Raw genomic sequence first — 26,788 nt, forward strand, 5'->3', positions numbered from 1 at the left:
GTCCATGGCGCTGTGCTCCATGGACCTAAGCTTGAATCGGGAGCCGGGCGGAAGGTATTGTTTTTTCGGGGAGGACCGGCCGGGAAGCGGGGCCGGGGAAGAGGGACCAGGAAGTGGGGTCGGGAAGAGGGGCCGGGAAGAGGGGCCGGGAAGAGGGGCCGGGAAGAGGGGCCGGGAAGAGGGGTCGGGAAGTGGGTACAGGAAGCGGACTAAGGGAAGAGGGCCGGGAAAGAGGGCTGGGCAGTGGGAGTATGGATGATCCGGGCCCGCCCGGGCAGTGAGATATGTGAAAAACTCAAAAAAATGCCGTTTCACCTAAAACAGCTCAGGTTTCACATGATTCTGGCCTGAATTGCCGCCCAATTAGGGGATTTAAGGGAAAATTAGTCCGTTTCCCCCATTGTAGCTTCGTATTTCGGGGAAAATCGTATTTTTTCTGCGGTTTCACATATCCGTTGTTTTCGACCCCGCTGCCCAGCTGGCCCACCGACTTGCCGGTCCCTGCCGACCGCCAGTCGGCTCGCCTCTCCGCCGGCCAATCCACTGCAGTTGTGTATAAGAGCCAGGATTTGTACTTTTTTTTTTTTTAACAGTTCGGGCGACAACCGAGATCGACACCCTTCCCAAACACGACGCTCTGCAAATCTCACATCTAGATGTGTAAAAGAGACGGGTGGAACGCGTCGCCGGCCGCCGAATTTTTCCCCGCGCTGCCAGCACCTCCTGCCGCCGCCAAATTCTTCCCTGCGCCGACAGCACCGCCGGTCGCCAAATTCTTTTCTGCGCTTCCAGTGTTGCCTGCCGCAAAAGCATCCCTCGCGCAGCCAGCGCCGCCGGCCGTGACTGTCTCCCCCGCGCCGCCGCAGCAGTTTTCGGGATCGGTAATGCCCAGCAGCACGTCTTCTTCGGACAGGAAGCCGGCAGGGATGCCGAACTGCTGCAGATATTCACAGGTGCCGGCGGAACCGTAGAGGGAGAAGCCCTGCTTCGCGTATTTTTCCAGCACCGCGGCCGCCTGCTCTGTCTTTTCCGCATCGCGCAGGGATACGTAGATGTTTCCTTTCGTGGGTATGCGCGTGCCGGAAGCGGCGAAGCCTTTGTAGACAGCGTGTTCCAGATCGGTGTCAAGGCCCAGGACTTCGCCGGTGGATCTCATTTCCGGTCCCAGGGCTACGTCCATGTCGGTGAGCTTTTCACTGGAAAAGACGGGGACTTTAACTGCGTAGAGTTTACGGTTTTCCGCCAGCCCTGTGCCCCAGTCCATGTCGGTCAGCTTTCTTCCCAGCATGGCGTTTACTGCCAGCTCGATCATGGGAATCGCGGTCACCTTGCTGAGAATGGGCACCGTCCGGGAGGCGCGGGGATTGACCTCGATAACGTAGACCCGTTCCCCGTCCCAGGCGTACTGGATGTTCACCAGTCCCACGATGTGCAGCGCGCCTGCGATCCGTTTCGTATAGTCTGTCAGCGTGGCCTTCACTGTTTCCGGCAGGGAGCAGCTGGGATAGACGGAAATGCTGTCGCCGGAGTGTACTCCGGTGCGCTCCACGTGTTCCATAATGCCGGGGATCAGGACGTCGCTGCCGTCGGCGACGGCATCCACTTCCACTTCTTTTCCCTGAATGTATTTGTCGATCAGGACGGGGTGCTCGGTGGAGAGAGAGACGGCGCCTTTCAGGTATTTATGCAGTTCTTCATCGCTGTAGACCACCTGCATGGCCCGGCCGCCGATGACGTAGGAGGGGCGGACCACCAGGGGATAGCCCAGGTCGTTTACCGCCGCGAAGGCTTCTTCCTCCGTGGCGACGGCCCGGCCCTCCGGCGTGGGAATGTCCAGCTTGTGCAGCAGATCGCTGAATTTTTCCCGATCCTCCGCCAGGTCGATGGACGTATAGGAGGTGCCGAGAATATTGATGCTCCGTTCCGCCAGCCGCTGGGCCAGATTCAGGGAAGTCTGGCCGCCGAACTGAACGATGACGCCCTGGGGGCGTTCTTTCTTGATGACGTTCATCACGTCGTCCATGTGCAGCGACTCGAAGTAGAGTTTGTCGGAGGTGTCGAAGTCTGTGCTCACGGTCTCCGGATTGTTGTTCATGATAATGGCCTCATAACCGGCTTTCTGCAGGGCCCAGACCCCGTGTACGCAGCAGTAATCGAATTCGATGCCCTGGCCGATGCGGATGGGACCGGAGCCGATGACCAGTACTTTCTGACGGTCGCTGATCTGGCATTCGTCCTCCCGGTCGAAACAGGAGTAATAATAGGGCGTTTTGGCCTTGAACTCGCCGCCGCAGGTGTCCACCATTTTGTAGACGGGGAAAATGTCGTTGTAGATCCGGATATCCTGCATGGCGGCCCTGTGGGCGCCGGACAGGTCTTTGATCTCCTGGTCCGTAAAGCCCATGCGCTCTGCCTGATAAAGCAGGGAGGGCGTCAGCTTTTCAGTGGAGAGACGGCGCTCCATATCCGTTATGTTTTTCAGGCAGTTAAGGAACCAGGGGTCGATGCCGGTGGAACGGTGGAGGACATCCACTGCGGCGCCCCGGCGCAGGGCTTCGGCCAGAGCGTAGATCCGCTCGTCGTCCTGCACGCCGATCTTTTCCCGCAGTTCGCCGTCGGTGAGGGATTGAACGGAGGGCAGGTGAAGGCCATCGTTTTTTCCGTCCAGAGAGGTGATGGCCTTCAGCAGAGCGCTCTCAAAGTTGTTGCTGATAGCCATCACCTCGCCGGTGGCTTTCATCTGGGTCCCAAGGCGGCGCGCGGCGGTCATGAATTTGTCGAAGGGCCATTTGGGAAACTTGACCACGCAGTAATCCAGCGTGGGTTCAAAGCAGGCGCTGGTATTCTGGGTCACGTAATTTTTCAGTTCGTCCAGACTGTAGCCCAGGGCGATCTTTGCCGCGATCTTGGCGATGGGGTAGCCCGCGGCCTTGGAGGCCAGGGCGGAGGAACGGCTGACGCGGGGATTGACCTCGATGACGATATAATCGCTGCTTTTCGGATCAAGAGCAAACTGTATGTTGCAGCCACCCTCGATCTTCAGTTCCCGGATGATTTTCAGCGACGCGCTGCGCAGCGTCTGGTATTCCGCGTCACGCAGCGTCTGGGAGGGAGCCACCACGATGCTGTCGCCGGTGTGGACGCCCACGGGATCGAAGTTTTCCATGTTGCAGATGATAATGCAGTTGTCCTTGGCGTCACGCATCACTTCATATTCGATCTCTTTCCAGCCGGCTACGGACCGTTCCAGCAGGATCTGGCCGATGGTGCTGTTTTCCATTCCCATGCGGCACTGATAGACCAGTTCTTCTTCATTTTGTGCGAAGCCGCCGCCGGTGCCTCCCAGTGTGTAGGCGGGACGGACGATGAGAGGATAGCCCGCCTCCCGGGCAAAGGCCTTGCATTCTTCCAGAGTAGTGGCGATGACGCTGGGCGGAATGGGCTCGCCGATCTGCAGCATCAGGGATCTGAACTCATCGCGGTCCTCTGCCTTTCGGATGCTTTCCTCGTTGACGCCCAACAGCCGCGTGCCGTATTTGTCCAGCACGCCTTTTTTCGCCAGGGACATGGCCAGATTTAACCCTGTCTGGCCGCCGAAGCCTGCGAGTATGCCGTCGGGACGTTCGCGGCCGATGATCTTTTCCAGAAATTCCTCGTTGAGGGGCTCCAGGTAGACCTTATCTGCGATATCCGGGTCGGTCATGATGGTGGCGGGATTGCTGTTGACCAGAACTGTCTCGATCCCTTCCTCCCGAATAGCCTTGCAGGCCTGGGTGCCGGAGTAGTCGAACTCAGCCGCCTGACCGATGATGATAGGTCCGGAGCCGATGATGATGATTTTGTTTAGATCGGGAGATTTAGGCATGATGTCCACCGCCTTTCGCTGTATTTATGCCGCCGGCCGCCGCCGGTCTCAGGTTGGGGCTGAACCGATCCATGAGGTCCATGAAGCGGTCGAACAGATGATCGCTGTCGTTGGGTCCGGGGGATGCTTCCGGGTGATACTGGACGGAAAAGATGGGCCAGGTGTTGTGCCGCATGCCTTCCACGGTGCCGTCGTTCAGATTGAAATGGGTTATTTCCATGCCGCTTAGAATGACGCTCTGGGCGCTGACTACATAGCCATGGTTCTGGGATGTGATGCAGGAACGCCCGGTCTCCTTGTCGTAGACTCCGTGGTTTCCGCCCCGATGACCGTATGCCATTTTGAAGGTCTTGCCGCCGGCGGCCAGCGCCAGCACCTGATGCCCCATGCAGATCCCGAACATGGGCACCCGGCCCATGAGCTTTTTCACTTCCGCTGCCGCCTCCGCGGCCTCCTGAGGATCGCCGGGGCCGTTGGTCAGAAACAGGCCGTCGGGGTTCACAGACATCAGCTCATCCGCAGAGGATCCATAAGGAAAGAGATAGACGTCGCAATTGCGTTTCTCAAGAGAGCGGAGAATGTTTTGCTTCACTCCGAAATCCAGCACGGCTACACGGCGGCCCGTGCCCCCGATGCGTACTCGTTGGCGGACGCCCGCACGCTTCATATGGTCGTTTCTCAGAACGGCCTGATCGCAGAAGTCTCTGGCCTCCGATGGAGACAGGCCCTGATTGCTGATGACGCATTTTACCGTGCCGTGGCTGCGGATGCGCCGGGTCAGGGCTCTGGTGTCAATTTCAAAAATACCAGGGACTTTCATATCGAAAAGCCACTGGTCTATCGTCATTACCGATCTGTAGTTAGAGGGGGTAAAGCAAATGTTCTTCGCCGCCATGCCGAAGGCATGGATCCTGGAAGATTCATTGTCATCGGCAGTAATGCCGTAATTTCCAATGAGGGGGTAGGTAAAATTGATGATCTGGCCGGCGTAAGAGGGATCGGTGAGGATCTCCTGATAACCGGTCATGGAAGTATTGAACACCAATTCGCCCGCCGACGTCCGGGGATAGCCGAAGCCTCTGCCCCTGAATACGGTTCCGTCTTCGAGATACAAAAGTCCATCCATAATCGTCCGCTCCATTTCTTATCCATATTACAATTGACCATAAACATTAGATGTAAGATGCAAACTGCTTCCAGGCGCAGGCATCGGAAATAATTATACATATAAAAGAATAATTATGCAATACTTTCTTAAAAAAATTTTTGATGTTTTTCCCAGTGCCGGGACACTCGTATGTCCTGCGTTGACACGCGGTTTTAAAAACCGTATAATAAGGTAAGGAAAGATATCACAAGATCAGAAAGGATATAATGGAACATGAGATATGAGGAGTTTGTCAAAAAGATAATGGAGGAATACGTGAAGAAGGGCACCATTCCTGTGGGGGCGTTTCCCGATATGGAGCTGTACATGGACCAGACCGTGCTTTTTATGAACCGGAAGCTGGACATTTACAGGAAGGACCCCAAAGAACCGGTGATCACAAAGACCATGATCGGAAATTACGCCAAACACGATCTGATCCCCAGGCCGGTAAACAAGCGCTACACGCGGGATCATCTGCTGCTGCTGACGCTTATCTTTCATCTGAAAGGGACGTTTCAGATGCAGGAGATCGAATTGCTCATGAAACCGCTGATCGATAATTATAACTCCGCTTTTGACGAAAAGTTTGACTTCGGACAGATCTACGAGGGCGTCATGGATGTTTTCGCTGAGGAGAGAGAAAAGCTGGCGGATCAGGTGGACGGGCAGATCGGCCGCATCAAGGATATGCTGGGACTGGATGAATTTGCGGACGATGATACGACGGAGCTGTTCATGCTCATCGCGTCGCTGGCCCTGCAGGCGGACGCCCGGAAATATCTGGCGCAGAAGCTGCTGGCGGAGTATTTCGTGAAGCCCAAAAAGAAGTAAGCGGACCCCGAAAAATTGCGGAAAGACAGGAATTATGAATATCACAGTAAATCATCAGAGCGGCACGCCTATTTATCTGCAGATCAGAAATCAGATCCGGGAGATGATCCTCAAGGGTGAGATAACCGACGGCGCTTTTTTGCCTTCAGAGAGGACGCTGGCCAAGCTGACGGGCGTTCACAGGAATACGGTGATCAAGGCGTACAATGAACTGAAGGCGGACGGCTGCGTGCTGGCCTTTCAGGGAAAGGGCTATCAGGTGACCTACGACCAGAGCGGAGAGCCGGAGGGAGCGGAGACGGAGGGGCAGGCAGCGTCGCTGCAGCCGCGCAGAGATACCATCAGCTGGCAAAGCCTGATCAAGGACTCTTTCCTCGACATGGAGACCACCTTTGACGATCTGTTTTCCAGATCCTACGACAACGGCAACATCTCCTTTGCAGGGGGCATCGCCTCGCCGGACGCGTATTTTGGGGAGGAGCTCTCCGGGATACTGGCGGACCTGATCCGGAGGACTCAAAATAAAAAGGACGAGCAGGACGATATTTACGCGTATACTCCTTACCAGGGGCTTTTTGAGCTGCGGCAGGCGATCTCCATGTTTTTGAAAGGAAAGGGGATCAATGTCCGTCACGGAGAGATCCAGATCGTCTCCGAGGCCAATCAGGCCATCGATTTTCTGGCGGAGCTCCTCATCGAGAAGGGCGATACGGTGATCACCGAGGAACCCATCTCTCCGGACGCCTTTCGCGAGCTGAAACTGGCGGGCGCCAATGTGATCACGGTCCCCATCGACGAGGAAGGAATGATCACCGACCGCATCGAACCGCTGATCATCAGACACCATCCCAAGCTCATCTATGTAAACTCCAGCTTTCAGGATCCTTCGGGAGTGGTGATGAGTCTGGAACGCAGAAAAGCGCTGCTGGCGCTTTCACACAAGTATAAAGTACCGATCCTGGAGGACGACGGGGCCTCGGAGATATCCTACGACAAGAAAGCGGTACCGTCCCTGAAAGCGCTGGACACGGGGAATTCCGTGGTCTACATCTACTCCTTCGCTCTGACCTTCGCGCCGGGGATCTGTCTGGCCTTCGTGGCGGCGCCCCGGATCGTCATCAAGAATCTGAGCCATCTGATCTCCCTTCATCTGATCAGTTTTGACAGCCTGTCTCAGAGGATCTTGTGCGAATATCTGGAACGGGGGATCTATCAGCGGAATATTCAGCGTATCTGCGTGGAATACCGCGAAAAACGGGATCTGATGTGCAGACTTCTGGAACCGGCCCGGGATATGGGCGTGAGCTTTACAAAACCAGGAGGAGGCGTTTATATCTGGTGCCGGCTGCCGCGGACCATGGATCTTTCCCGTCTCATCGAGAGGGCGGGGAAGAAGGGAGTTACGTTTATTCCGGGGCAGATCTTCTTCCCCTACGGAACAAAGGGGGACCAGTATATCCGGCTGAACTATTCCTATCCTGGAAAGCAGCAGATCCGCCGCGGGATCCGTCTTCTGCTGGCCGCCATGAGGGAGAGCAGAAAATGAATATTCTGAGGAATATTTAGGAAATCCCGCGTAAAAAGATTTTTTTATCGCTGAATTTTCAGACGTTTTATAAATCATTTTGGACAGGATAACGATTGATAGTAAATTATCAGTCGTTTTTTTTTATTTGATTTAATTTTAACTGGCACATAGAAAAAGGAAAGCACTGGTACTTTCAATTTTGACCCTATATAGTATGATTTTTTTAAAAGAGAGACAAAATAAATCGAGTCTCGAAATAAAGGATGAAGCAGTTCGCATCTGCGATCGGTTTCAAAGAAACGTTTAAACTAAAATCGGGAATAAATCAAAAAGAGAGGTAAGAGAAATGGCTGTTAATTTAAAAGGAAGAAGCTTCTTGACACTGATGGACTTTACGCCGGCGGAGATCCGTTACATGCTGGACCTGGCCCACGATCTGAAGGCGAAAAAGAGAGCGGGGATCGTAAATCACGTGCTGAGAGGAAAGACCATTGTCCTGCTGTTTGAAAAGGGATCCACGAGAACCAGATGCGCGTTTGAAGTGGCGGCCATGGAAGAAGGAGCGGGCGTAACGTTCCTGGACAGCGGAAGCTCCCAGATGGGCAAGAAGGAATCGCTGGAAGATACGGCGAGAGTGCTGGGCAGATTCTATGACGGGATCGAGTACAGAGGATTCGACCAGAAGGTGGTAGAAGACCTGGCTAAATTCTCCGGCGTACCGGTGTGGAACGGCCTGACGGACGTGGATCACCCGACGCAGATCCTGGCGGACCTGCTGACCATCGAGGAGCATGTATCGAAGCCGCTGAACCAGGTAAAGGTGGTATTCTGCGGAGATATCAGAAACAACATGAGCTACGCCTGGATGTACGGATGCGCGAAGATGGGAATGCACTTCGTAGCGTACGGACCGGAAGCGCTGAAAGTAGACGAGAAAGTACTGGCAGGAGCGAAAGCGGTAGCGGCGGAGACGGGAGCGACCATCGAAGTGTGCCACGACGACAGCTGCCTGAAGGGAGCGGACGTGCTGTACACGGACGTATGGGCGTCCATGGGAGAAGAAGCGCAGATCCCGGAGAGAGTAAAGCTGCTGACGCCGTACAAGGTAACGGAAGAGATGATCGCGAAGACGGAGAACAAGGACGTGATCTTCATGCACTGTCTGCCGGCGTTCCACGATTTCGAGACGACCATGGCAAAGACGCAGAAGGAAGCGGGCTACGACATCCGCGAGGTAACGGACGAAGTATTCAGAAGCAAGCACTCTGTGGTATTTGACGAAGCGGAAAACAGAATGCACACCATCAAAGCAGTCATCGTAGCTACCATGGCATAAAGGGGGAGATGCGGGACGGAGCAGGTCCCGGATCAGGCGAACCGAAAAAACGCGGCGGAAGAGCACAGCTTTTCCGCCGCTTACAGACCGGGGGGACAGCGAAAGCTGCCCCTTCGGCGGAAATGGAGCGAAACATGAAACAGGGAGTTAATGTTTATTCGGAGATCGGTAAACTGAACAAAGTCATGCTGCACAGACTGGGCGAGGAGATCGAAGGTCTGGTGCCCGATAACTTTGAGCGTTTGCTGTTCGACGACATCCCCTTCCTGAAGAAGGCGCAGTTTGAACATGACTGCTTTGCCGACGTTCTGAGAGAAAACGGCGTTGAAGTCGTTTATTTTCAGAAGGAAGTGGAAAAAGCCCTGGCGGACAAAGCCGTCAGAGCGGAGTTTGTAAAGGAATTTCTCGGTGAGAGCGATCTCTCTTCCACCTTTGCGAGAGACGCTATCACGGAATATCTCATGGCTATGTCTGTGGAGGACATGGTCGCCCAGTGTATGAAGGGCATCAAGAAAAACGAGATCGAAGTAAAATCTGCGAATACGCTGGTTGGGATCATCGCAGAGCAGTATCCGTATTATACCGATCCCATGCCGAACCTGTATTTTACCAGAGATCCGGGCGCATGCATCGGAAACGGCGTTTCCATCAACTGCATGAGCACCGCTGCCAGACGCAGAGAATCTCTGATGCTGAAATACGTATTTAATTACGACAAGGCCCTGATGCCGGAAGGCACGCACATGTGGTATGAGCACGAAGGCCCGGATTCCATCGAAGGCGGAGACATTCTGGTGCTTTCCCCCGAGATCGTGGCCATCGGCCTGTCCCAGAGAACGTCCGCAGCTGCTATCAGCAAGCTGGCGGAAAAGGTGCTGAAGAGCGAGAACAGCTTTAAGAAAGTGCTGGTTTTCGACATTCCCAAGTGCCGTGCGTTCATGCATCTGGATACGGTATTCACCATGGTGGATTACGACAAGTTCACCATCCATCCCGAGATCGAAGGCCCGCTGAATCTCTACGAGATCACGCTGGGCGGGGATGGGGAGCTGTCCTTCACTTCTGTGACGGACACACTGCCCAATCTGTTGTCATCTGAGCTCAAGCTCCCTGCGGTGGAACTGATCCGCTGCGGCGGCGACGACAAGATGGCGGCGCAGAGAGAACAGTGGAACGACGGATCCAACACGCTGGCCATCGCGCCGGGCGTCGTCGTGACTTACGACAGAAACTATATTACCAATGAGATCCTGGAAAAGTACGGCATCACGGTGCTGACGATTCCGAGTTCAGAAATTTCCAGAGGCAGAGGCGGCCCGAGGTGCATGAGCATGCCGATCAACCGCGACTAGGCAGAGACCGGGCGCGCGTCGGTGTTCGCAGCACGGGACCGCACAGTAAATTGTATTTTTCGAGGAAAGGTGCATAATGAGTAAAGAAAAGATAGTAATCGCGCTGGGCGGAAACGCTCTGCAGGATGCAAAGGGACCCGCTACAGCGGAGGCGCAGCTGGACGTAGTAAAGAGAACCTGTAAATATATCGCGGAGATCGTGAAGAGAGGCCATGAGATCGCCATCGTCCACGGCAACGGACCCCAGGTGGGAAGGATTCTGCTGGCTTCCGAGACGGCCAAGGAGACCACTCCGGCCATGCCTTTTGACGTCTGCGGCGCCATGAGCCAGGGCTATATCGGCTATCACATCCAGCAGGGTATGAAGCCGGCGCTGGCGGGCATCGGAAGAGGGGACATTCCTGTCGTCACTCTGGTGACCCAGATGGTGGTGGATAAGGACGATCCGGGATTCAAGAATCCCACCAAGCCCATCGGCCCCTTCTACAGCGAGCAAGAAGCGAAAGAGATGGAAGCCAAAGGCTACACCATGAAAGAGGACGCCGGCAGAGGCTTCCGCCGCGTGGTAGCGTCCCCCATCCCCACGGAGATCTATGAGATCGATTCCGTGAACAGACTGTGGGATTCCACCATCGTGATCACCTGCGGAGGCGGAGGCATTCCGGTGATCAAGAACGACAACGGAGAGCTGGAAGGCGTGGCCGCGGTGATCGACAAGGATTTCGCCGCAGAGCTGCTGGCGGAAAAGACAGGAGCGGATGTCCTGATGATCCTGACGGAAGTAGACCGTGTGGCGATCAACTTCAATAAGCCGGATCAGAAGGATCTGGCGGAGATGACTGTGGCGGAAGCGGAAAAGTACTGCGAGGAAGGGCATTTCGCCCCCGGCAGCATGCTGCCCAAGGTACAGGCCGCCATCAAGTTCGCAAAAGCCAATCCGGGAAAGAAAGCGATCATCACATCGCTGTACAGCGCGGTGGACGCTCTGGACGGAAAGACTGGTACTGTTATCACACTTTAAGACACTATATACTCTCACCTATCGGCAGAAGGCTGATCCATTTGGATCAGCCTTCTGTCGTTTTTTTATAACATGGGAAATGTCGTCCGCTGTTATTTCCGTATGTTTCAAAAATGTCTAACCTTGTGAAAATGAGCCCGGCCAGTCTCTTCGGATCCACGTTGACGCGTATCAGCAGTGTCTGCGGTCCGGCGGTCCGCCGCCGTTAAAAATATCCCTCGTAGGGGCGCTGACAGACAGAATGATAAAGCCAGTTCATCATCGTAATGTAGTCGTAGACCGGCAGGTTTACAGCCTTTTGAATGGCGTGGGCGTATGGAGGCAGATCGCTGCACTCCAGAAGAATGGCGCCGATATTCTCCTCCTGACACAATTCCACAGCCGCCTGGGAGACCTGATCCGTCAGGATCGTGTCGTTGAATCCGTTGTCCTCCATATCCACCAGAGGCTTCCACTGCTCCAGATGCTGAATGCCTTTTACCACGAAGGCGGATCCGTCTGTAATTCCCACTGATTCAAGAAGATAGGGCGTGATCGCGGCGCTGTTGGCTGTGATGATGCCGACCTTTTGATCTTTTTTGAGGGAGGATTTGATCCACGGCACCTGCAGGAGAGAAGACATGGCCACCGGCACGGGAAAGTGTTCCGCCAGCTCCCGCTGATAATTGGCGAAAAAGCCGCAGGCCCCGGAGAGCGCCCGCACTCCGTCCAGCATCAGTTCCTCGCCCGCCTGGATAAAATCGTCCAGAAGGGTGGGATCGTTGCGGAATATCCTGTCGATGGTGGCGCCTCTCACCACTTTGATCCTCACTGGGAAATCGTAAGTCCACGGATTGACCACATTGCCCGGCACAAGAGGATAGAAAAGCTCCAGCGCCAGTATGCCGATAGGATATCCGGCCACAGACTGCCCCGGCGTCGCGCTGAGTTTCTGGTTTGCATAGGATACGTGATCATAGTATCCATAATGTCTGATCGGTACTATCATGCTGATTCCTCCTCGTTTTTTACAGACCCTGACAAGTTGTAACGAATACTTTTTGCAATTCAATGACTGATAGTCAACTAAAATGCTATCACGAAAATGACTGATAGTCAATGAAAAAATCAAGAGAAAAAATGTTATGGAGACCAACGGAACAGGATGTGTGGCAAGCCTTCATCGCTGAGACGGCGAACAAAAACGAAGAATAAGAACTTTCAGAAAATAAGCGTTGACATTCGAAAAAGATGGTGCTAATCTAAAAATGAACAGTGGTCACTGAATTAAGACCAGTGAATTCAAGTTCTGACATCGATGCGGACGGGACCAGAGCCCTATCAGTCCTGTTCCATACGGTCTACGGCTGTATGGAAGTCTGCGGCAGGATCAGAGATCGCTGGCGGCGGCCCATGGGATGCACTGCAGAGACATTGCGGCAGCATTGCAGCAGACGGCAGACCGGCCGCGTCATAACATTAAAAAACTGTGCGTAGAGAGGTGGAAAAATGAAGGATTTAAGCTATCTTGAGAACAAACCCATCGCGGTGCTGGGAGCGGGCGGCATCGGCAAGGCCATGGCCGCAGACTGCGTGCTGGGCGGACAGGACGTCATTCTTTGCGATATCGAGCCCTTTGCGAAGGTCTCGCTGGCAAACCTGGAGAATGGCTTCCGTTTTCACGGCGATCAGCCCAGCCGTTACGGATTTCGCAGGGAAGGCACCGTGCATTTTAAAAAGGTCACTACAGATCTGAAGGAGGCCATGGATGCGGCCGATATTCTGATCGTGGCGGTCCCGGCCGTGGGACACACCGCGTTCTTTGAGAAAATGATACCGTATCTGCGGGACGGGCAGATCATCCATATATTCCCGGATAACTATGGTACGCTGCTGTTCAGAAAAGTGATGCGCAGCATGAAGAGCGATAAAAAGATCGTGGTGGGCGGCTGGTCCAGCGCTCCCTTCGGCAGCCGTATCGACACGGAGGGACCTTATGTTTTGCCCAGCACCAGGATCATGTACAGAGCGGTCACGCTGAGAGGCGCGGCGCTGCCCATGACAGATCAGGAAGTATTTCTGGAAAGCGTCAAATACATCAGAGCCATGGACGCCATTACCACCGGCGACGGTCCTGTGGGCGCTGACACGGTCATGGACACGGGCTTCAGCAACGTGAACCCCATTCTTCACTGTCCCGGCGTGATACTGGGCGCGGGCGCCATTGAAAATTACGGCGTCATTTACGGCGACAACAAAAAGGATTTCTCCATTTATTGCCACGTCTACAGTCCTACGGTATCGAAGGTGCAGTACACGGTCTATCAGGAAGAGTGCGCCATTGCCAAGGCCATGGGAGTAGGGATCCAGCCTTTCCGCGAGGAACAGTTCTACTCCAGATCCAACATCCTGGGATGTGAATATATGGGAGACGAAATGTTCGTACCCTTCGAGGATGTCTATGAGATGGCTCTGGGAACCGGTCCCTTCACGGTCAATCACCGTTATTTGACCGAGGATATCCCCATTGGCTGTCACGTGTTCCACGAGCTGGGGAAAAAGTACGGCATAAAGACGCCTACCATTGATTCCATGATCTCCATGGCCTCCGCCATGCTGGGAAGAGATTTTTACGCCGAGGGCTATACGCTGGACTATCTGGGCATCGGTCACATGAACGAAGAAGAGCTGCAGGATTATCTGCGCCGCGGCGCGTATAAGGAATAGCGGGCGGTCTGCCGGCGAAGGCGCGGAGGAAGGCGCCCTTTCGGCAACGGTCATGAACGGATCAAAGACGGTCTGCGGATGAACTGCAATTACAGGAGGAAATGAAAATGGCACTGAAAACAGGAGCGCAGTACATAGAAGAAATGAAAAAGATGCGTCCCAACGTGTACAAGTGGGGCGAGCTGATCAGAGATGTGACCACGCATCCCGCTACAAAGGCTCACATCGCCAATGTAGCCATGTGGTATGATAATTCTTTTGATCCGGAGAAGGAGGAGCTGTATACGACGACCTCCTATCTCACCGGGAAGAAGGCGCACCGGTGGAACACTCTGATGACGTGCGCGGACGATGTGCTGGGCAACGCCAATATGAAGCGCGACGGATATCGGATGTGCGGCAGCTGCATGGGACCGGTCTGCGCGGGCTGGACCGTGATCAATGCGCTCTGGGGAGTGACCTGGGATATGGACAAAGCTCTGGGCACGGACTACCATGAACGGCTGAAGAAATTTGCGATGTTCGCGGAAGAGAACGCGCTGGCTCTTTCCGGCGCGCTGACAGACGCGAAGGGCAACAGAGCGCTGAAGCCCGGTCAGCAGGACAACAGCGACATGTACCTGCACGTGAAAGAGGTCAGGGAGGACGGCATCGTCATCCGCGGCTATAAAAATCAGATCTGCGGCGTGGCCGGATCGCAGTATATCATGGTCATTCCCACCACCAGCATGTCCGAGGGGGAAGAGGCCTTTGCGGTGGCGGCTGCGGTGCCCAGAGACGCCGAGGGCATTACAGTGGTGGAGACCAGAAGACCCTCCGATACGCGGACGGAGGCGGAGGGCTGGGACGGCATAAAGTCGGGGACCACTCAGGCCTTCGTCATCTTCGACGATGTGTTTGTACCAAACGAGCGGGTGTTTATGAACGGCGAGGTAAAATACGCCGGCGCCTGCGTGGGCAATTTCACCGCCATTTACAGAGCGGCGATCGGCGCCTGCGTGGCGGGACAGGGCGACGTGATGATCGGCGCGGCCATCGGCATGGCCAGAGCCAACGGCCTGACGCAGAAGCCATTTCAGGATAAGCTGACGCAGATGGCGGTCAACAATGAGACCACCTATGGACTGGGGATCGGCGCCATGTATATGGGGAAACAGCATCCCTCCGGCGCGTTCTATCCCAATCCGCTGCTTGCCCATGTGAATAAGGTCCACGTGGCGACGCTGCCCTACAACACGAAAGTGCTGGCGCAGGAAATATCCGGCGGTATCACGGAAACAGGCTGCATGCCCTCTTATCAGGATATGATGTCGCCGGTCTACGGCAAACAGCTGATCGAATCCCTGCGGGCAGGCGTAGGCGGTGAAGACAGGATCCGCATGGCCAGATTGGTGGAATGGCTCACCATCGGCGGCGGCGTACCGGGCTGCATGCACGGCGGCGGCTCGCCGGATACGGCTAAAATGGTGGTGAAAGGAGCGACCCGCTGGGATGATTATGTGGATTACGCCCGGTCGCTGGCCAAAGTGGAAGCGCCGCTGAAAGAGGAAAAGAAGAAAAAGTAGAGAGAGGTTGACATGATAGAAATAAGATGGCACGGAAGAGGCGGCAACGGCGCCTTTACGGCAGCCAGGCTATTGGGTCATGCCGCGTCGATCCACGAAGGGAAGGCCGCCCAGGCGTTCCCTTCCTTTGGACCAGAGCGGCGCGGGGCTCCGGTGCAGGGCTTTACAAGGATCGCGGAGCAGACGATAACCGATCACAGCCAGGTGTACCAGTGCGACTGCGTGATCGTGCTGGACGAGACGCTGTGCGATGCGGCGGACACCACGGCCGGTCTGAAGGAAAGCGGCGTCTACGTGATCAATACCGCCAGAAGCGCAGAAGAACTGCGGGCGGATCCCCGGTTTTCGGACATTAAAAATCTGTTTCCCATCGACGCTACGCAGATCGCGCTGGACCTGCTGGGAGCGCCTATCGTCAATACGGTGCTGCTGGGAGCCGCCGTGGGAGCCGCAGATCTGGTAAAGATGGAGTCGGTGGAAATGGCCATCGACGACATGATGGGGGAGAGCCTGCGCGGGAAGAACAAGACAGCGGCGCGGGCGGCCTTTGAAAAAGTCAAGGAGGTGCGCCGGAATGAATAAGCCGCAGTGGAATAAAGAATTCAGACCTCCGTCGGGCTGGGATGAGATGTTTTTCGGCGCCAGCAACGGCGTGGGCATTCTGCCCACGGTAAACTCCGGATTCCGCACCTTCCATCCGGAGTTTGACAGAGAAAAATGCGTGAAGTGCATGCTGTGCTGGGTGTACTGTCCGGAGGGCTGCATCGACAAGAGCGCCGACCGGCTGGAGATCGACATGGATTACTGCAAGGGATGCGGGATCTGTGCCAATGAATGTCCAAGGAACTGCATTGCCATGGTAAAGGACGGTGAGTGAGATGAGCAGAAAAGCGTTTTTGTCAGCCAATGAGGCCGCGGCCCACGGCGTCCGCCTTTCCAGACCTGATGTGGTCTCCGCCTATCCCATCACGCCGCAGACCACGCTGGTAGAAAAGATCGCCGATTTTCTGGCGGACGGAGAGGCTGATTACAGATATATGATGGTGGAAAGCGAGCACAGCGCCATGGCCTCCGCTCTGGGAGCTTCCATGATGGGAGCCCGGACTTTCACTGCCTCCTCCTCCCAGGGGTTGCTGTATATGTGCGAGATGCTCAGCTATGTCAGCGGGGCCAGACATCCGGTAGTCATGGTGGACGCCAATCGCTCTACAGCAACACCCTGGAATATTTACGGCGATCAGCGGGACGCCTTTTCCATGAGGGATTCCGGCTGGATCATGCTGTTTGTGGAGAGCGGTCAGGAGGCGCTGGACACGGTGATCCAGGCTTATCGGATCGCGGAAGACCCTGAGATCATGACGCCGGTCATGGTCAATCTCGACGGTTTTACGCTGACTCATACTTACGATATGGTGGAAATACCGGATCAGGAGACCGTGGACCGTTATCTGCCAGCCTTTCGCACGGACAACAAGATGTCGCTGTCGGCGCCGAAGACTCTGTGCCAGACTGTGGGGCCGGATTTCCATACGGAGGGCCGCTATCTGCAGCAGGCTGTCTTTGAGAAAGCGAAACAGGTCATCGCCGGGGCCGACGCGGAATACGGCAGGATCATCGGCCGCAGCTACGGCGGCATGACGGAAGAATACAGATGCGGCGACGCGGAGACGGCGCTGGTAGCGGCCGGCAGTGTGGCCGGCACGGCCAGAGTCGTGGTGGATGAGCTGAGGCGGCAGGGAAAAAAGGTGGGTCTGATCAAACTGAGAAGCTATCGGCCCTTCCCCAAGGAATACTTTGCTGGTCTCAGAGACCGGTTCGCCGCGTTGGGCGTGATCGACCGCAGCATTTCCTTCGGATTTGAAGGCACGATCTATTCTGAGGTGAAGGCCTGCATGTACGGCGGAACCAAGACCGCCCTGGGCAATTTCATCGTCGGTCTGGGGGGCAGGGACATTCCCAAGACTCAGATCGCGCAGATGTACGATAAGCTGGCCCGCATGGCGGCGGGCGAGCCGGAGAAAGAAATTCAGTTTTTGGGAATGAGGTGGGAATAGTGGCGGTGAATTACAAAGATCTATCTGATCAGGAGCTGCTCTACGGCGCCAAGATGTGCCAGGGCTGCGGAGCGGCGGTGGCCGTCAGACTCGCTCTGAAAATTCTCGGAGAGAAGACTTGCGCGGCTTACCCGGCCTGCTGCTTCGCGGCTACCACATCCGTCTATCCCCAGTCGGCTCTGTTTGTGAACAACGCGGTCACAGCTTTCCCGGCGCTGGCTTCCACAGCCTCCGGAATGGCGGTGGCGGCGGAGGCGCTGGGATGGGACGAGGATGTGACGATCCTGGCCATCGGCGGAGACGGGGGTACGGTGGATATCGGGATCCAGGCTCTGTCCGGAGCGGCGGAGCGAAACGATAATATTCTGTATCTCTGCTACGACAACGAGGCTTACATGAACACCGGCGTGCAGAGAAGCGGCAGCACGCCCTACGGAGCCAGCACTACCACGACGCCGGCGGGACCCTGTTCGATCGGCGAAAAGAATACCTTCCGCAAAAATTTATTCGATATTATCACCGCCCATCGCGTGCCCTACGCGGCTACGGCCTCCGTCTCCTATCCCAGGGATCTCATGGAGAAGATCGCCAGGGCTAAGGACGTAAGGGGCTGCCGTGTCATCCACGTGTCTGCCCCCTGTCCCACAGGCTGGGGCTTTGACCCTGCCAAAACCATTGAGATCGGCAGGATGGCGGTGGAATGCGGACTCTGGTATCTGGCGGAATACGAAAATGATCAGATAAAGCTGAATTATGTGCCCAAGGTGCTGAAGCCGGTGGGGGAGTATATCCGGTCCCAGAAGCGTTTTAAGCATCTGAAGGACGAGGAAGTGGCCCGGATCTCCGAAATAAGAGATGAAGAATGGGAACGCCTCATGAAGCGTTACGCTGAATAGAACCGTCGGCCCCGGCGCCGAACAGGCGCGGCAGGCTGTGAAACGGGGGTGATCATGCAGATAAATTTCTCTGAATAAGACTGTCGTCCAGTAAATCATTTGCGAGAGAAGATCATTGAGGAGGAGAAGAAATGAATAAGAAATTGAAAAAATCCATCTGCATCATATGCATGCTCACCCTGATCTCGGCCTGCTTTGCCGGCTGCGGCGGAGGCGGCAGCGGCGGAGAGACGGGCGATCCGGATAAAGTCTATAAATTGTCCTGGGCCGGGATCGGTTCCACGGAAGCCATCGACACCTGGATCGCTGAGGAAGCGGCGAAAAACATCAGCGAGGCCACGGACGGCCACGTGGAGATCACCGTTTATCCGGCGTCCCAGCTGGGAGACTATGTGCAGGCCTATGAGGAGATCATGCAGGGCACCATCGACATGGGACTCTTCACGATGACGGGCAGCCACGACATCTTTGCAGAATCCCTGTACATCCCCTTCTTTGTACAAGACACGGAGGAATTCAAAGAAGCGTACGGGCAGGACAGCTATATCTATAAGACGTATTCGGAATTTCAGCAGAAGTACGGCGTCAAGACCTTCGGATTCTGGCCCAGCGGTTTCCTGGGTCTGGGTTTTGCGGACCTGACCGATAAGGCCAGAGGATCGCTGTTCGATTTCAGCGTGCACAAGGAAGATCTGGTGCGGGCTCCGGCCATGGAAACGATGGCGCTGATCATCAAGGCCATGAATTTCAACACCACCACCATCAACTACGCAGACCTGTACACCGCCCTGCAGACCGGCGTCGCCGACGGCTGGTACGGCGGCGGACCCTATCTGAACTACGTTTCCTTCGTGGACGTCATCGACCATTTTGTGGACTACAAGATCATGCCTGACGTCTACGCCTGCATCATGAATCAGGCCAAGTGGGACACCATACCGGAGGAATATCAGACGATCATCAACGACTGCATCGTGGACGCGCTGAATCAGGGAGCCGATCAGCTGGCCGTACAGGAGGAAGAGTCCATCCAGGGACTGCGCGACGCAGGCGTGGAAGTGATCATACCCTCGGATGAAGAGCGGGCGTCCATGAGCGAATTTATGAAGACCAACGTGTGGCCCAGACTTGCCGACTACTACGGCGAGGATTATATGAATGAGCTGGCCGAGTATTCGGATACTCTGTAGGCGCTGCATTGTATGGATTGCGAGGCTGATATGAAAAAGATGAAACCGATCGAAGAGTGGTTTTTGTGGAGAGTCTGCGAGAAGCTGATGCGGTACATCCTGATCTTTTCCAGCGCCGTGCTGATCGTGGTGGTGGGAGCCGCGGTGTTCGCCCGGTATTGCATGGACGGAGATTTCTTCGGTTCCGACGAGATCATCACGCTGTTCGCCATGTGGGTCTACTGGCTGGGCGGCGCCTACGGCAGCTATGAGGCCAGTCACATCTCGGCGGATCTGACCAATTTATTTGTAAAAAGCGAAAAAGTCAAGAAAGTACTGCAGATCATCGTAAACGCGCTGACCACGTGCATTGCAGGCGTGCTGGCCTACTGGTCCGTGGTGTACTACGCAGTTTGGAATATTCAGACCGGGGCCACCACCCCCGGCCTGGGCATCCCGCTGCTGGCGAGCAACAGCGCCATCACTGTGAGCTTATGTCTGATGTTTTTGTACTCTCTGTATCATCTGGTGAGAGTATTCATACCGCGGGCGGACTCCGCAGCGCAGATCGCGGGGAAGGGGGAGACTGCGTAAATGGAAATACTGATAATCGCACTGGTACTGCTGGTGCTGGTCGTACTGCTGGTGGCGGGAGTTCCCGTACCCTTCAGCTTTGGAGGCGCGGTGATCGTTCTCGTCATGATATTCGGCTACGCGCCCTCGGCGTTGATGTCCACCAGCTACAGTAAGCTGGCTTCCGTGACGCTGCTGGCGATCCCCATGTTCATTCTGGCCGGCGGGATCATGGAAAAGGGGAAGATCGGCAAGGCGCTGATCGACTGGGTAGATATTTTTGTGGGACGGATCAAAGGCGGGCTGTGCATCGTAACGGTGATCACCAGCGCCATCTTCGGCTCGATCTGCGGCAGCGGAGCCGCCACGCTTTCCTGTATCGGCTCCATTATCGCGCCTCAGGGCAAGGAGAGAAAGTATCCCATGGGCGTGATGGCGGCGGTAGCCTGCTGCGCCGCTCCGCTGGGGCTGCTGATCCCGCCCAGCGCGGCGCAGATCCTCATCGCATGGACGCTGAACATCTCCGTGCTGGCCTGTTTTCTGTCCACCATCGTGCCTGGAGTCATTCTGACGATCCTGCTGAGTCTGGGTTCCTGGATCCTGATGCGGAAAGAAGAGGGCGTCCTATACGAAGCCAGCAGGACGCCGTCGCAGTGGGGTTCGGAGTTCCTGAAACGGACGAAGATGGCCGTCCCCTCTCTGCTGATGCCGGTGATCATTCTGGGAGGCATCTACTCGGGGGCTATGACCGCCACGGAATCCGCTGGAGTCGCAGTGATCTATGCCATTCCGGTGGCCATGTTTGTCTATAAAAAGCTGAAGCCCAGAGATCTGCTGAACACGCTGGCTGAGACGGCCACCACCACCGGCGTCATCATGGTGATGATCGGCGTGGTGTGCATGCTGAGCCGCATCCTGACTCAGCAGAACATTCCTCAGCTCGTGTCGGACACGCTGATGAGCATCTCCGACAACAAATACGTGATCCTGCTGATGATGAATCTGTTTCTGGTGCTCATCGGCATGGTCATGGATGACACCAGCGGCACGCTGCTGGCCGCTCCCATTCTCTTTCCCATCGCCATGGAGATCGGCATCTCGCCGTATCACTTTGCGGCTATCATGGGAGTCAATCTGGGAATGGGCAACATCACGCCGCCCAGCGCGCCTTTCATCTACCTGTCCGCCAGGATCTACAACGTGCAGGCAAGCGAGGTACTGAAGCCTACTGCGTTTCTGCTGCTGTTTGCCTACCTGCCCACGCTCATTCTGGTGACGTACTGGCCCGCGGTCTCACTGACGCTGCCCAAACTTTTGCTGGGGACGGCGTTTGTGTAGACGGGGAATTGAAGCGGCATCCGCCCAGGAGAGCCGGCCGGCAGACGTGGACTGGAGGTCAGAATGTGGGTCGACCGTCAGGCGTGAGCTGGCCGTCAGGCGTGAACTGACCGACAGATATGGATCGGCCGTCGAACGTGGGCTGACGCCGCAGGCGGCCGCGTCTTTGAGGCATAAAGGAGGAAGAGGATGAAACGGAATTTTCCAATCGACATTGAATTCAGGATACTGGATCAGGAAAAGATCGAAAAGATCCATAGAGCAAGCCTGCGTATTCTGGAGGAAGTGGGGATCAAGGTCACAGGAGAACGGATGCGCGGCGCGCTGGCAGAACACGGCGCGGTTATGGAGGCCGGCGACATTGTGAAGATCCCCTCTGCACTGGTGGAAAAGGCGCTTGCCACAGTTCCGGAGGTGATCAGACTGTACAACCGGGACGGGGAGCAGGTGGGCGAGCTGGGACCGGAGAGAAATATCTACTTTGGTTCCATCGCTGAACAGCTGGAATACCTGGACTATAAGACGAACACAGCGCGGCGCTTCACGAGAGATGAGATGAAGATCATGTGTACGCTGCAGGATTATCTGCCCAATATCGCGTTTACCACGTCAGTGGGCATTCTGGGCGGAGTGCCCGCTCAGCTGGCGGGACAGATCGGCTTCATCGAGGTAGTCCGAAACTTTACAAAGAACATCCATGTGGTGACCTCCGATGTGGAGGCGCTGAAGGATATTGTAAAGATCGCCGCCGATCTGGCGGGAGGGCCGGAAGCACTGGCGGAAAAACCGCTGTTCGTCTATTATGCCGAGCCCATTCCGCCGCTTCTGCACCCCTATGAATCCAACGAGAGGATCGCAGTCTGCGCGGAACACGGGATCCCCTTCACCTATATGCCTTACAGCATGATGGGCGGAACAGGTCCCATCACGCAGGCGGGCATCCTGGCCCAGAATAACGCGGAGGTGCTGGCCGGACTGGTGATGTCTCAGGTCATCCGTCAGGGCGCGCCCTATATCTACGGGTCCATGCCCACCGTATTTGACATGAAGACCACCATTGGTTCCTACGGCGCGCCGGAATTTCACCTGAATATCGCGGCAGCCGCTGAGATGGCGGAGTTTTACGGTATCCCGTTCTACGGTTCCGCCGCTATTTCCGATGCCAAGACCATCGATCCTCAGAGTGCGGCGGAACTGGAGATGACGCTATTTTCCGCCATGCTGAGCAAGGCCGGACTGGTCCACGACGTGGGCCTGCTGGACCACTGCCGCAACATTTCGCCCATGGCCATCTATCTGGCCAATGAGATCATAGAGCAGTTAAAATATTATGTGAGAGGCGTGGATGTAAGCGACGAAACGCTGCTCCTGGATGTGATCGGAGAGGTGGGGCCCGGCGGACACTATCTGGAACATGTCAGCACTCTGAAAAACTTTAAGAAATACTGGTACCCGAAGGTGTTTGAGCGAAATATGGTCAATCCGGAAAAATCGGACCTGCTGGAGAAAGGGGTGGAGGCCATTGACACGATCCTGGCCACCCATGTGCCCGCGCCTCTGGCGCCGGAGAAGGAAGCGATTTTGGCCAGACACGAGGCGGAGCTGCTTTCCAGAGTATTTTAGGGAATGTCTGATTCAGAATATGGAACGTGCTGCAGAATTGGAGGTGCCGTATGGATATTTTAAAACAGATCAGTCAGTATGTTGTGGAAGGCGAGCCCGGCGAACTTGAAGAGCTGATGCGGAGAGCGCTGGATCAGGGGTCGACAGCCAGAGAACTGCTGGACGGCGGGCTGCTGGATGGAATGAATCAGGTGGGCGAGCTTTTCAGAGAGGGGGAAATGTTTGTGCCGGAAGTCCTCATGTCTGCCAGGACCATGGACTTGGGGATGGAGATCATCAAACCGCTGCTGGGCGAGGGGGATGTGAAGGTCGCAGGCAAGATCGTGGTAGCTACCGTGAAGGGAGACCTGCACGATATCGGAAAGAAGCTGGTCTGCATGATGCTGGAAGGGGCGGGCTATGAGATCCACGATCTGGGCGTGGATGTGAGCCCGGAGGATATCTGCAGGGCCGTGGAGGAAATTCGTCCTGATCTGGTGGGCATGTCTGCCATGCTGACCACCACTATGACGGCCATGAAAGAGACTACGGAAGCGCTGCGGGCAGCCGGTCTGTACGACTCTGTAAAGGTCATGGTGGGCGGCGCACCTATCAACGCGGGGTTTGCGGAAGAGATCGGGGCCAATTACTCTCCCGATGCAACGGGAGCGGTGGAGCTGGCAAACGCGCTGATGGCATCGTGACCGCCTGCCATCGGCCGTTGGACGGAAGGCGGCAGATCCACAGCCGGTGATGCCGTACCGTAGGTTTCCTGCTGCCGAAAGGCCGCTGGTCGTGCGGGGCTGTGGGCTGGTGCAGAGCGCCTGCTACCGGAGACCGCCGGTCCGCGGGACTGTCGGATGCCGCGGGGGTGGAAGACGGCAGCCTGGAGCCGCCGGTGCGGATGACGGAGAAATCGAAAGGAAAAGAGACGTGTTAAGAGATATTGGAATTCAACAGATATATGCGAGGAAGGATCGCGTTGGGTACGGTATGGGACTTGGTGTCATGCTGCTGGATGAAGTCTATCCGGGATTTCCCGGAGATCTGAGAAATCCCAGTGCATATCCGTTTCCCATCCAGTATGAGATCATGGAAGGCCTGAACTGCCGCAACGTCGCCTGGTGCAAGGGGGATGACGAAGCTCTTCTGCCGCCCATACTGAAGGCGGCGAAAAAGCTGGAGCGGATGGGCTGTCGTGGAATTTTGGCGGAATGTGGATATTTCGCGTATTTTCAGCCCATGGTGGCGGGGACTGTAAGCGTGCCCGTGTTCATGTCCAGCCTGCTGCAGATCCCCTTCATTCAACAGATCATCGGTCCGAAAAAATCGGTGGGAATCTTCTGCGCCACATCCGGGGGCCTGAGCGAGCAGCATTTGATCAATGTGGGGGTGGACCCGGACAGCAGATATCACATTAAAGGAGCCATGGACGAGGGAGGATGTCCTCAGTTCGTATCTCTCTGGGACGAGACCCGCAGGCCGGAGACGCCCACCGCCGATTACGGAAAAGCGGAGGCAGATATCGTGGCCAAGTGCCGGGAGTACGTGAGAGAATACCCGGATATCGGCGCGCTGATGTTGGAGTGCACAGGATTTCAGCCTTTTGCCAGAGCCATACAACGTGCGGTAGATCTTCCTGTATTCAGTTGGGCGACCCTGATGGATTACGCATATTCAGCGGTGGCCCACAGAGATTTTTACGGACACGTATAAGCGGGCGGCAGAAGAATTTTCCGGGATCCGGTTCGGAACACCGGTATGGCAGACCACAGGCGCGGTCTTTCAATCTCCGCGTCGGGGCGCTTTCGCGGCGGCTTCCCGACGCAGGCCGCGCCTTCGCCGCGATATTCCGCTGGTTTCCTTCGGCAGGCCGATGTTTTTCTGGAGGCCGCTGACTTCCGGCAGCTGTCAGTACCCAACCGGTGGCTGACAGGGAGGGCAAATAGGTCAAATCTGGATTTTTTTCTCGATCTCGCCGAAAACGAGCTTTCAAATAGGCGAGAATCACATTTTAATTGAGCGTTCACCTATTTTTGAATGGTACCCCATGTCAAGGACAATATCAATTTTTGATTTCCCTATTTTTTGGAATCAAGGTTTGGATAAACCTGCATGTTAGACAGTTGCTTTTTGTGTGCCCTGAATCATGGACAGCATGTTCAGGTGCTCTTTCTTTGATCGTTATCCTGGGCATTGTCCTTCGCAGGGAAGCTGGAACAGACGCCTGTTCCTTTTCTGCAAGGCTGTTCGACTGCACAGCCAGGCCTGCTGTTTCCTGGCTCCGCTTCCGCTCCCAATTCGCAAACCGGTTTGTGCGCAGCTGGCACAGCCGGTTTGTTGGGAATGTTTAATGGATACATTCCCGTCGTACAAAATTCATAGAACTCGGTTGGTGAAAGCTTTGCCAGATCCCACTGGTATCGCCGGTTGTTGTAATAATCCATGTATTCGTCCACCACCGCCTTTACGTCCTTCCATTCCTTGCACTCACCCAGTTTTTCCTTGATGTGATCCTTCATATGGCCAAAGAAGCTTTCCTGTGGCGCATTATCCCAGCAATTGCCCTTCCGCGACATCGAACGCCGCAGCTGCTTATCCGTCAGGAGGTTGATAAAGCAGTGGCTGGTATAATGGCACCCTTGATCACTATGAACGATCGTCTCGGCGGTGAGCGCGATGCCATGCCGATCAACAAGCTGTTTTACTGTCTCCAAAACGAAGTCCATTTCCAGCGATTCGCTCACTACGTACGACAGGATCTCTTTCGTAAAGGCATCCAGAATGGTCGACAGGTAAGCAAATGTCCCGTTGTAAGGCAGGTACGTGATATCCGTCAGCAGTACCGTCCTCGGTCCATAGCATTCAAATTCACGCCGGAGTAAGTTCTCCGCAACGTTGTCCGTCTTCAGCGCCCTGGCCATCCGCCGATAGGGATTCGCCTTCCTGATCGGACACGACAGGTTGTACTTGTTCATCAAGCGGCGGATCTTCTTCTGATTCATGATGACGGGTGGATCCTGATGCAGCAGCGCCATATGGATACCGCGGGCCCCCTTGGTGTAGCCATGCATCTTGTAAGCGCCAAGAATCTGATCGAACGCTCTGCGATCCGCTGCCTCTCGCCGTTCCCGGATCGGAGCCGCTTTTACCCAAGCGTAATAGCCGCTTCTGGATACCCCTGCGATCCGGCACAGTTCTGACACACAAAGCGGGGGCTCTCCGGCCGCGATCGTTTGATCGATCACTTCAAATACAAAGGAAGATTCATTCATTAGCAATGCACCTACTTCCTTGTATTCTTGATCGAGGTAATTTTTTTTAAAAACTCAACCTCCTGACGGAGGTACTGTACCTCATGCAGAAGATCACGGATCGCCGCTTCGGGCGTATCCCCAATTAGGGGCAGTTCTCTCCTGCTCGTGGGACCTTCCCGGAACCCCTCCGGCCGCTTTGCTTCCTTGCGGATCATGGAAGAAATACCGCTGATCCGGCTCTCGCCCAGAATGCTCATCGGAAATCCATGCTCCTCAAGGATCTGCCGGGGCAGCTTCCCCTTTCTATATTCTTGATAAAAGAGTTCCTTGAATTCTTTCGTGAGATAGAGGGTGTTGGGTGTAACGTTGTAGGTATATGGGTTCTCTTGCAGCAGTTTTATCTGCTCTTCTGTGAACGGTATTTTGCTCATGACGACCTCCTGATGTCCCTAGCGTACCATACACAAAAGCGAATGTCTATTTTGCAGGATGCACCAAAACCCTAGCGGGCTGTGTGTCCATAATTGGGGTATCTAAAATCTGGT

At 55.4% G+C, this 26,788-nt stretch carries 22 protein-coding genes; 17 read left to right on the forward strand and 5 right to left on the reverse strand.

The window, feature by feature from the left end:
* Positions 1 to 652: 652 nt before the first annotated feature.
* Together carB and carA are read right to left on the reverse strand one after the other, a co-directional pair.
* Positions 653 to 3,865, reverse strand: coding sequence for a carbamoyl-phosphate synthase (glutamine-hydrolyzing) large subunit (gene carB, locus E0E37_RS11510; RefSeq protein WP_130863183.1), 3,213 nt, complete (start codon positions 3,863 to 3,865; stop codon positions 653 to 655).
* The gene (carA, locus tag E0E37_RS11515; protein WP_130863184.1) at positions 3,858 to 4,991 is read right to left on the reverse strand and encodes a glutamine-hydrolyzing carbamoyl-phosphate synthase small subunit; all 1,134 of its coding nucleotides are present in this window, start codon (positions 4,989 to 4,991) and stop codon (positions 3,858 to 3,860) included. The genes carB and carA overlap by 8 nt, the downstream gene beginning before the upstream one ends.
* A 255-nt stretch (positions 4,992 to 5,246) precedes the next feature.
* Between carA and E0E37_RS11520 the strand changes: the two genes are divergently transcribed.
* From E0E37_RS11520 to arcC, 5 genes are all read left to right on the forward strand, one after another.
* Positions 5,247 to 5,846 (forward strand): DUF1836 domain-containing protein, encoded by a 600-nt coding sequence (locus tag E0E37_RS11520; protein ID WP_130863185.1) that lies wholly within the window; start codon positions 5,247 to 5,249, stop codon positions 5,844 to 5,846.
* A gap of 34 nt (positions 5,847 to 5,880) precedes the next feature.
* Positions 5,881 to 7,392 (forward strand): aminotransferase-like domain-containing protein, encoded by a 1,512-nt coding sequence (locus E0E37_RS11525; protein WP_130863186.1) that lies wholly within the window; start codon positions 5,881 to 5,883, stop codon positions 7,390 to 7,392.
* Positions 7,393 to 7,720: 328 nt separating this feature from the next.
* Entirely contained in the window at positions 7,721 to 8,710 is a 990-nt protein-coding gene (argF, locus tag E0E37_RS11530; RefSeq protein WP_130863187.1) for an ornithine carbamoyltransferase, read from the forward strand.
* A 134-nt stretch (positions 8,711 to 8,844) separates the two neighbouring features.
* Positions 8,845 to 10,062: an arginine deiminase gene (locus tag E0E37_RS11535; protein ID WP_130863188.1), complete on the forward strand. Its 1,218-nt coding sequence runs from the start codon at positions 8,845 to 8,847 to the stop codon at positions 10,060 to 10,062.
* A gap of 76 nt (positions 10,063 to 10,138) precedes the next feature.
* Positions 10,139 to 11,083, forward strand: coding sequence for a carbamate kinase (arcC, locus tag E0E37_RS11540; protein ID WP_130863189.1), 945 nt, complete (start codon positions 10,139 to 10,141; stop codon positions 11,081 to 11,083).
* A 205-nt stretch (positions 11,084 to 11,288) separates the two neighbouring features.
* Here arcC and E0E37_RS11545 read toward each other — a convergent pair whose 3' ends face one another.
* On the reverse strand, positions 11,289 to 12,071 hold the full coding sequence (locus tag E0E37_RS11545) for an aspartate/glutamate racemase family protein (protein WP_130863190.1): 783 nt from the start codon (positions 12,069 to 12,071) through the stop codon (positions 11,289 to 11,291).
* Positions 12,072 to 12,571: 500 nt separating this feature from the next.
* On the opposite strand from E0E37_RS11545, the gene E0E37_RS11550 reads away from it, so the two are divergent.
* The 12 genes from E0E37_RS11550 to E0E37_RS11605 all read left to right on the forward strand — a co-directional run bounded on the left by E0E37_RS11550 (position 12,572) and on the right by E0E37_RS11605 (position 24,702).
* The gene (locus E0E37_RS11550; protein WP_130863191.1) at positions 12,572 to 13,789 is read left to right on the forward strand and encodes an NAD/NADP-dependent octopine/nopaline dehydrogenase family protein; all 1,218 of its coding nucleotides are present in this window, start codon (positions 12,572 to 12,574) and stop codon (positions 13,787 to 13,789) included.
* Between the two features lie 107 nt (positions 13,790 to 13,896).
* Positions 13,897 to 15,354: a 4-hydroxyphenylacetate 3-hydroxylase N-terminal domain-containing protein gene (locus tag E0E37_RS11555; RefSeq protein ID WP_130863192.1), complete on the forward strand. Its 1,458-nt coding sequence runs from the start codon at positions 13,897 to 13,899 to the stop codon at positions 15,352 to 15,354.
* A gap of 12 nt (positions 15,355 to 15,366) precedes the next feature.
* Complete coding sequence (locus E0E37_RS11560; protein ID WP_130863193.1) at positions 15,367 to 15,936, forward strand: 2-oxoacid:acceptor oxidoreductase family protein; 570 nt, start codon at positions 15,367 to 15,369, stop codon at positions 15,934 to 15,936.
* A complete protein-coding gene (locus E0E37_RS11565) occupies positions 15,929 to 16,231 on the forward strand; it encodes a 4Fe-4S binding protein (protein ID WP_130863194.1) in 303 nt (100 codons plus the stop codon). The genes E0E37_RS11560 and E0E37_RS11565 overlap by 8 nt, the downstream gene beginning before the upstream one ends.
* A gap of 1 nt (position 16,232) precedes the next feature.
* The gene (locus tag E0E37_RS11570) at positions 16,233 to 17,408 is read left to right on the forward strand and encodes a pyruvate ferredoxin oxidoreductase (protein ID WP_130863195.1); all 1,176 of its coding nucleotides are present in this window, start codon (positions 16,233 to 16,235) and stop codon (positions 17,406 to 17,408) included.
* Between the two features lie 5 nt (positions 17,409 to 17,413).
* Complete coding sequence (locus E0E37_RS11575; RefSeq protein ID WP_330548576.1) at positions 17,414 to 18,304, forward strand: thiamine pyrophosphate-dependent enzyme; 891 nt, start codon at positions 17,414 to 17,416, stop codon at positions 18,302 to 18,304.
* A gap of 131 nt (positions 18,305 to 18,435) precedes the next feature.
* Positions 18,436 to 19,494, forward strand: coding sequence for a TRAP transporter substrate-binding protein DctP (gene dctP / locus E0E37_RS11580; RefSeq protein ID WP_130863196.1), 1,059 nt, complete (start codon positions 18,436 to 18,438; stop codon positions 19,492 to 19,494).
* 30 nt (positions 19,495 to 19,524) lie between these two features.
* Positions 19,525 to 20,067, forward strand: a complete 543-nt coding sequence (locus E0E37_RS11585; RefSeq protein ID WP_165445332.1) for a TRAP transporter small permease — start codon at positions 19,525 to 19,527, stop codon at positions 20,065 to 20,067.
* Complete coding sequence (locus E0E37_RS11590) at positions 20,068 to 21,384, forward strand: TRAP transporter large permease (protein WP_207302961.1); 1,317 nt, start codon at positions 20,068 to 20,070, stop codon at positions 21,382 to 21,384.
* A 189-nt stretch (positions 21,385 to 21,573) separates the two neighbouring features.
* A complete protein-coding gene (locus tag E0E37_RS11595) occupies positions 21,574 to 23,007 on the forward strand; it encodes a trimethylamine methyltransferase family protein (protein ID WP_130863198.1) in 1,434 nt (477 codons plus the stop codon).
* A 50-nt stretch (positions 23,008 to 23,057) separates the two neighbouring features.
* Complete coding sequence (locus tag E0E37_RS11600; RefSeq protein WP_130863199.1) at positions 23,058 to 23,690, forward strand: cobalamin B12-binding domain-containing protein; 633 nt, start codon at positions 23,058 to 23,060, stop codon at positions 23,688 to 23,690.
* A gap of 229 nt (positions 23,691 to 23,919) precedes the next feature.
* On the forward strand, positions 23,920 to 24,702 hold the full coding sequence (locus E0E37_RS11605; protein WP_130863200.1) for an aspartate/glutamate racemase family protein: 783 nt from the start codon (positions 23,920 to 23,922) through the stop codon (positions 24,700 to 24,702).
* 446 nt (positions 24,703 to 25,148) lie between these two features.
* Here the strand turns inward: E0E37_RS11605 and E0E37_RS11610 are convergent, their stop codons facing one another.
* Together E0E37_RS11610 and E0E37_RS11615 are read right to left on the reverse strand one after the other, a co-directional pair.
* Positions 25,149 to 26,261, reverse strand: a complete 1,113-nt coding sequence (locus E0E37_RS11610; protein WP_246019637.1) for an IS3 family transposase — start codon at positions 26,259 to 26,261, stop codon at positions 25,149 to 25,151.
* 11 nt (positions 26,262 to 26,272) lie between these two features.
* A complete protein-coding gene (locus E0E37_RS11615) occupies positions 26,273 to 26,674 on the reverse strand; it encodes an HTH domain-containing protein (RefSeq protein ID WP_130861771.1) in 402 nt (133 codons plus the stop codon).
* Positions 26,675 to 26,788 lie beyond the last annotated feature (114 nt).

Source organism: Bacilliculturomica massiliensis, assembly GCF_900605495.1.
Taxonomy (GTDB): domain Bacteria; phylum Bacillota; class Clostridia; order Peptostreptococcales; family Anaerovoracaceae; genus Bacilliculturomica; species Bacilliculturomica massiliensis.

Excerpts from the sequence above, each read along its gene's own strand:
- carA (WP_130863184.1), bottom strand. The coding sequence starts at position 4,991 with ATGGATGGACTTTTGTATCTCGAAGACGGAACCGTATTCAGGGGCAGA.
- E0E37_RS11570 (WP_130863195.1), top strand. The coding sequence starts at position 16,233 with ATGAGCAGAAAAGCGTTTTTGTCAGCCAATGAGGCCGCGGCCCACGGC.
- E0E37_RS11610 (WP_246019637.1), bottom strand. The coding sequence starts at position 26,261 with ATGAATGAATCTTCCTTTGTATTTGAAGTGATCGATCAAACGATCGCG.
- E0E37_RS11545 (WP_130863190.1), bottom strand. The coding sequence starts at position 12,071 with ATGATAGTACCGATCAGACATTATGGATACTATGATCACGTATCCTAT.
- E0E37_RS11525 (WP_130863186.1), top strand. The coding sequence starts at position 5,881 with ATGAATATCACAGTAAATCATCAGAGCGGCACGCCTATTTATCTGCAG.
- E0E37_RS11590 (WP_207302961.1), top strand. The coding sequence starts at position 20,068 with ATGGAAATACTGATAATCGCACTGGTACTGCTGGTGCTGGTCGTACTG.
- E0E37_RS11555 (WP_130863192.1), top strand. The coding sequence starts at position 13,897 with ATGGCACTGAAAACAGGAGCGCAGTACATAGAAGAAATGAAAAAGATG.
- E0E37_RS11560 (WP_130863193.1), top strand. The coding sequence starts at position 15,367 with ATGATAGAAATAAGATGGCACGGAAGAGGCGGCAACGGCGCCTTTACG.
- E0E37_RS11595 (WP_130863198.1), top strand. The coding sequence starts at position 21,574 with ATGAAACGGAATTTTCCAATCGACATTGAATTCAGGATACTGGATCAG.
- E0E37_RS11535 (WP_130863188.1), top strand. The coding sequence starts at position 8,845 with ATGAAACAGGGAGTTAATGTTTATTCGGAGATCGGTAAACTGAACAAA.
- E0E37_RS11585 (WP_165445332.1), top strand. The coding sequence starts at position 19,525 with ATGAAAAAGATGAAACCGATCGAAGAGTGGTTTTTGTGGAGAGTCTGC.
- argF (WP_130863187.1), top strand. The coding sequence starts at position 7,721 with ATGGCTGTTAATTTAAAAGGAAGAAGCTTCTTGACACTGATGGACTTT.
- E0E37_RS11600 (WP_130863199.1), top strand. The coding sequence starts at position 23,058 with ATGGATATTTTAAAACAGATCAGTCAGTATGTTGTGGAAGGCGAGCCC.
- dctP (WP_130863196.1), top strand. The coding sequence starts at position 18,436 with ATGAATAAGAAATTGAAAAAATCCATCTGCATCATATGCATGCTCACC.
- E0E37_RS11565 (WP_130863194.1), top strand. The coding sequence starts at position 15,929 with ATGAATAAGCCGCAGTGGAATAAAGAATTCAGACCTCCGTCGGGCTGG.
- carB (WP_130863183.1), bottom strand. The coding sequence starts at position 3,865 with ATGCCTAAATCTCCCGATCTAAACAAAATCATCATCATCGGCTCCGGA.
- E0E37_RS11550 (WP_130863191.1), top strand. The coding sequence starts at position 12,572 with ATGAAGGATTTAAGCTATCTTGAGAACAAACCCATCGCGGTGCTGGGA.
- arcC (WP_130863189.1), top strand. The coding sequence starts at position 10,139 with ATGAGTAAAGAAAAGATAGTAATCGCGCTGGGCGGAAACGCTCTGCAG.
- E0E37_RS11615 (WP_130861771.1), bottom strand. The coding sequence starts at position 26,674 with ATGAGCAAAATACCGTTCACAGAAGAGCAGATAAAACTGCTGCAAGAG.
- E0E37_RS11520 (WP_130863185.1), top strand. The coding sequence starts at position 5,247 with ATGAGATATGAGGAGTTTGTCAAAAAGATAATGGAGGAATACGTGAAG.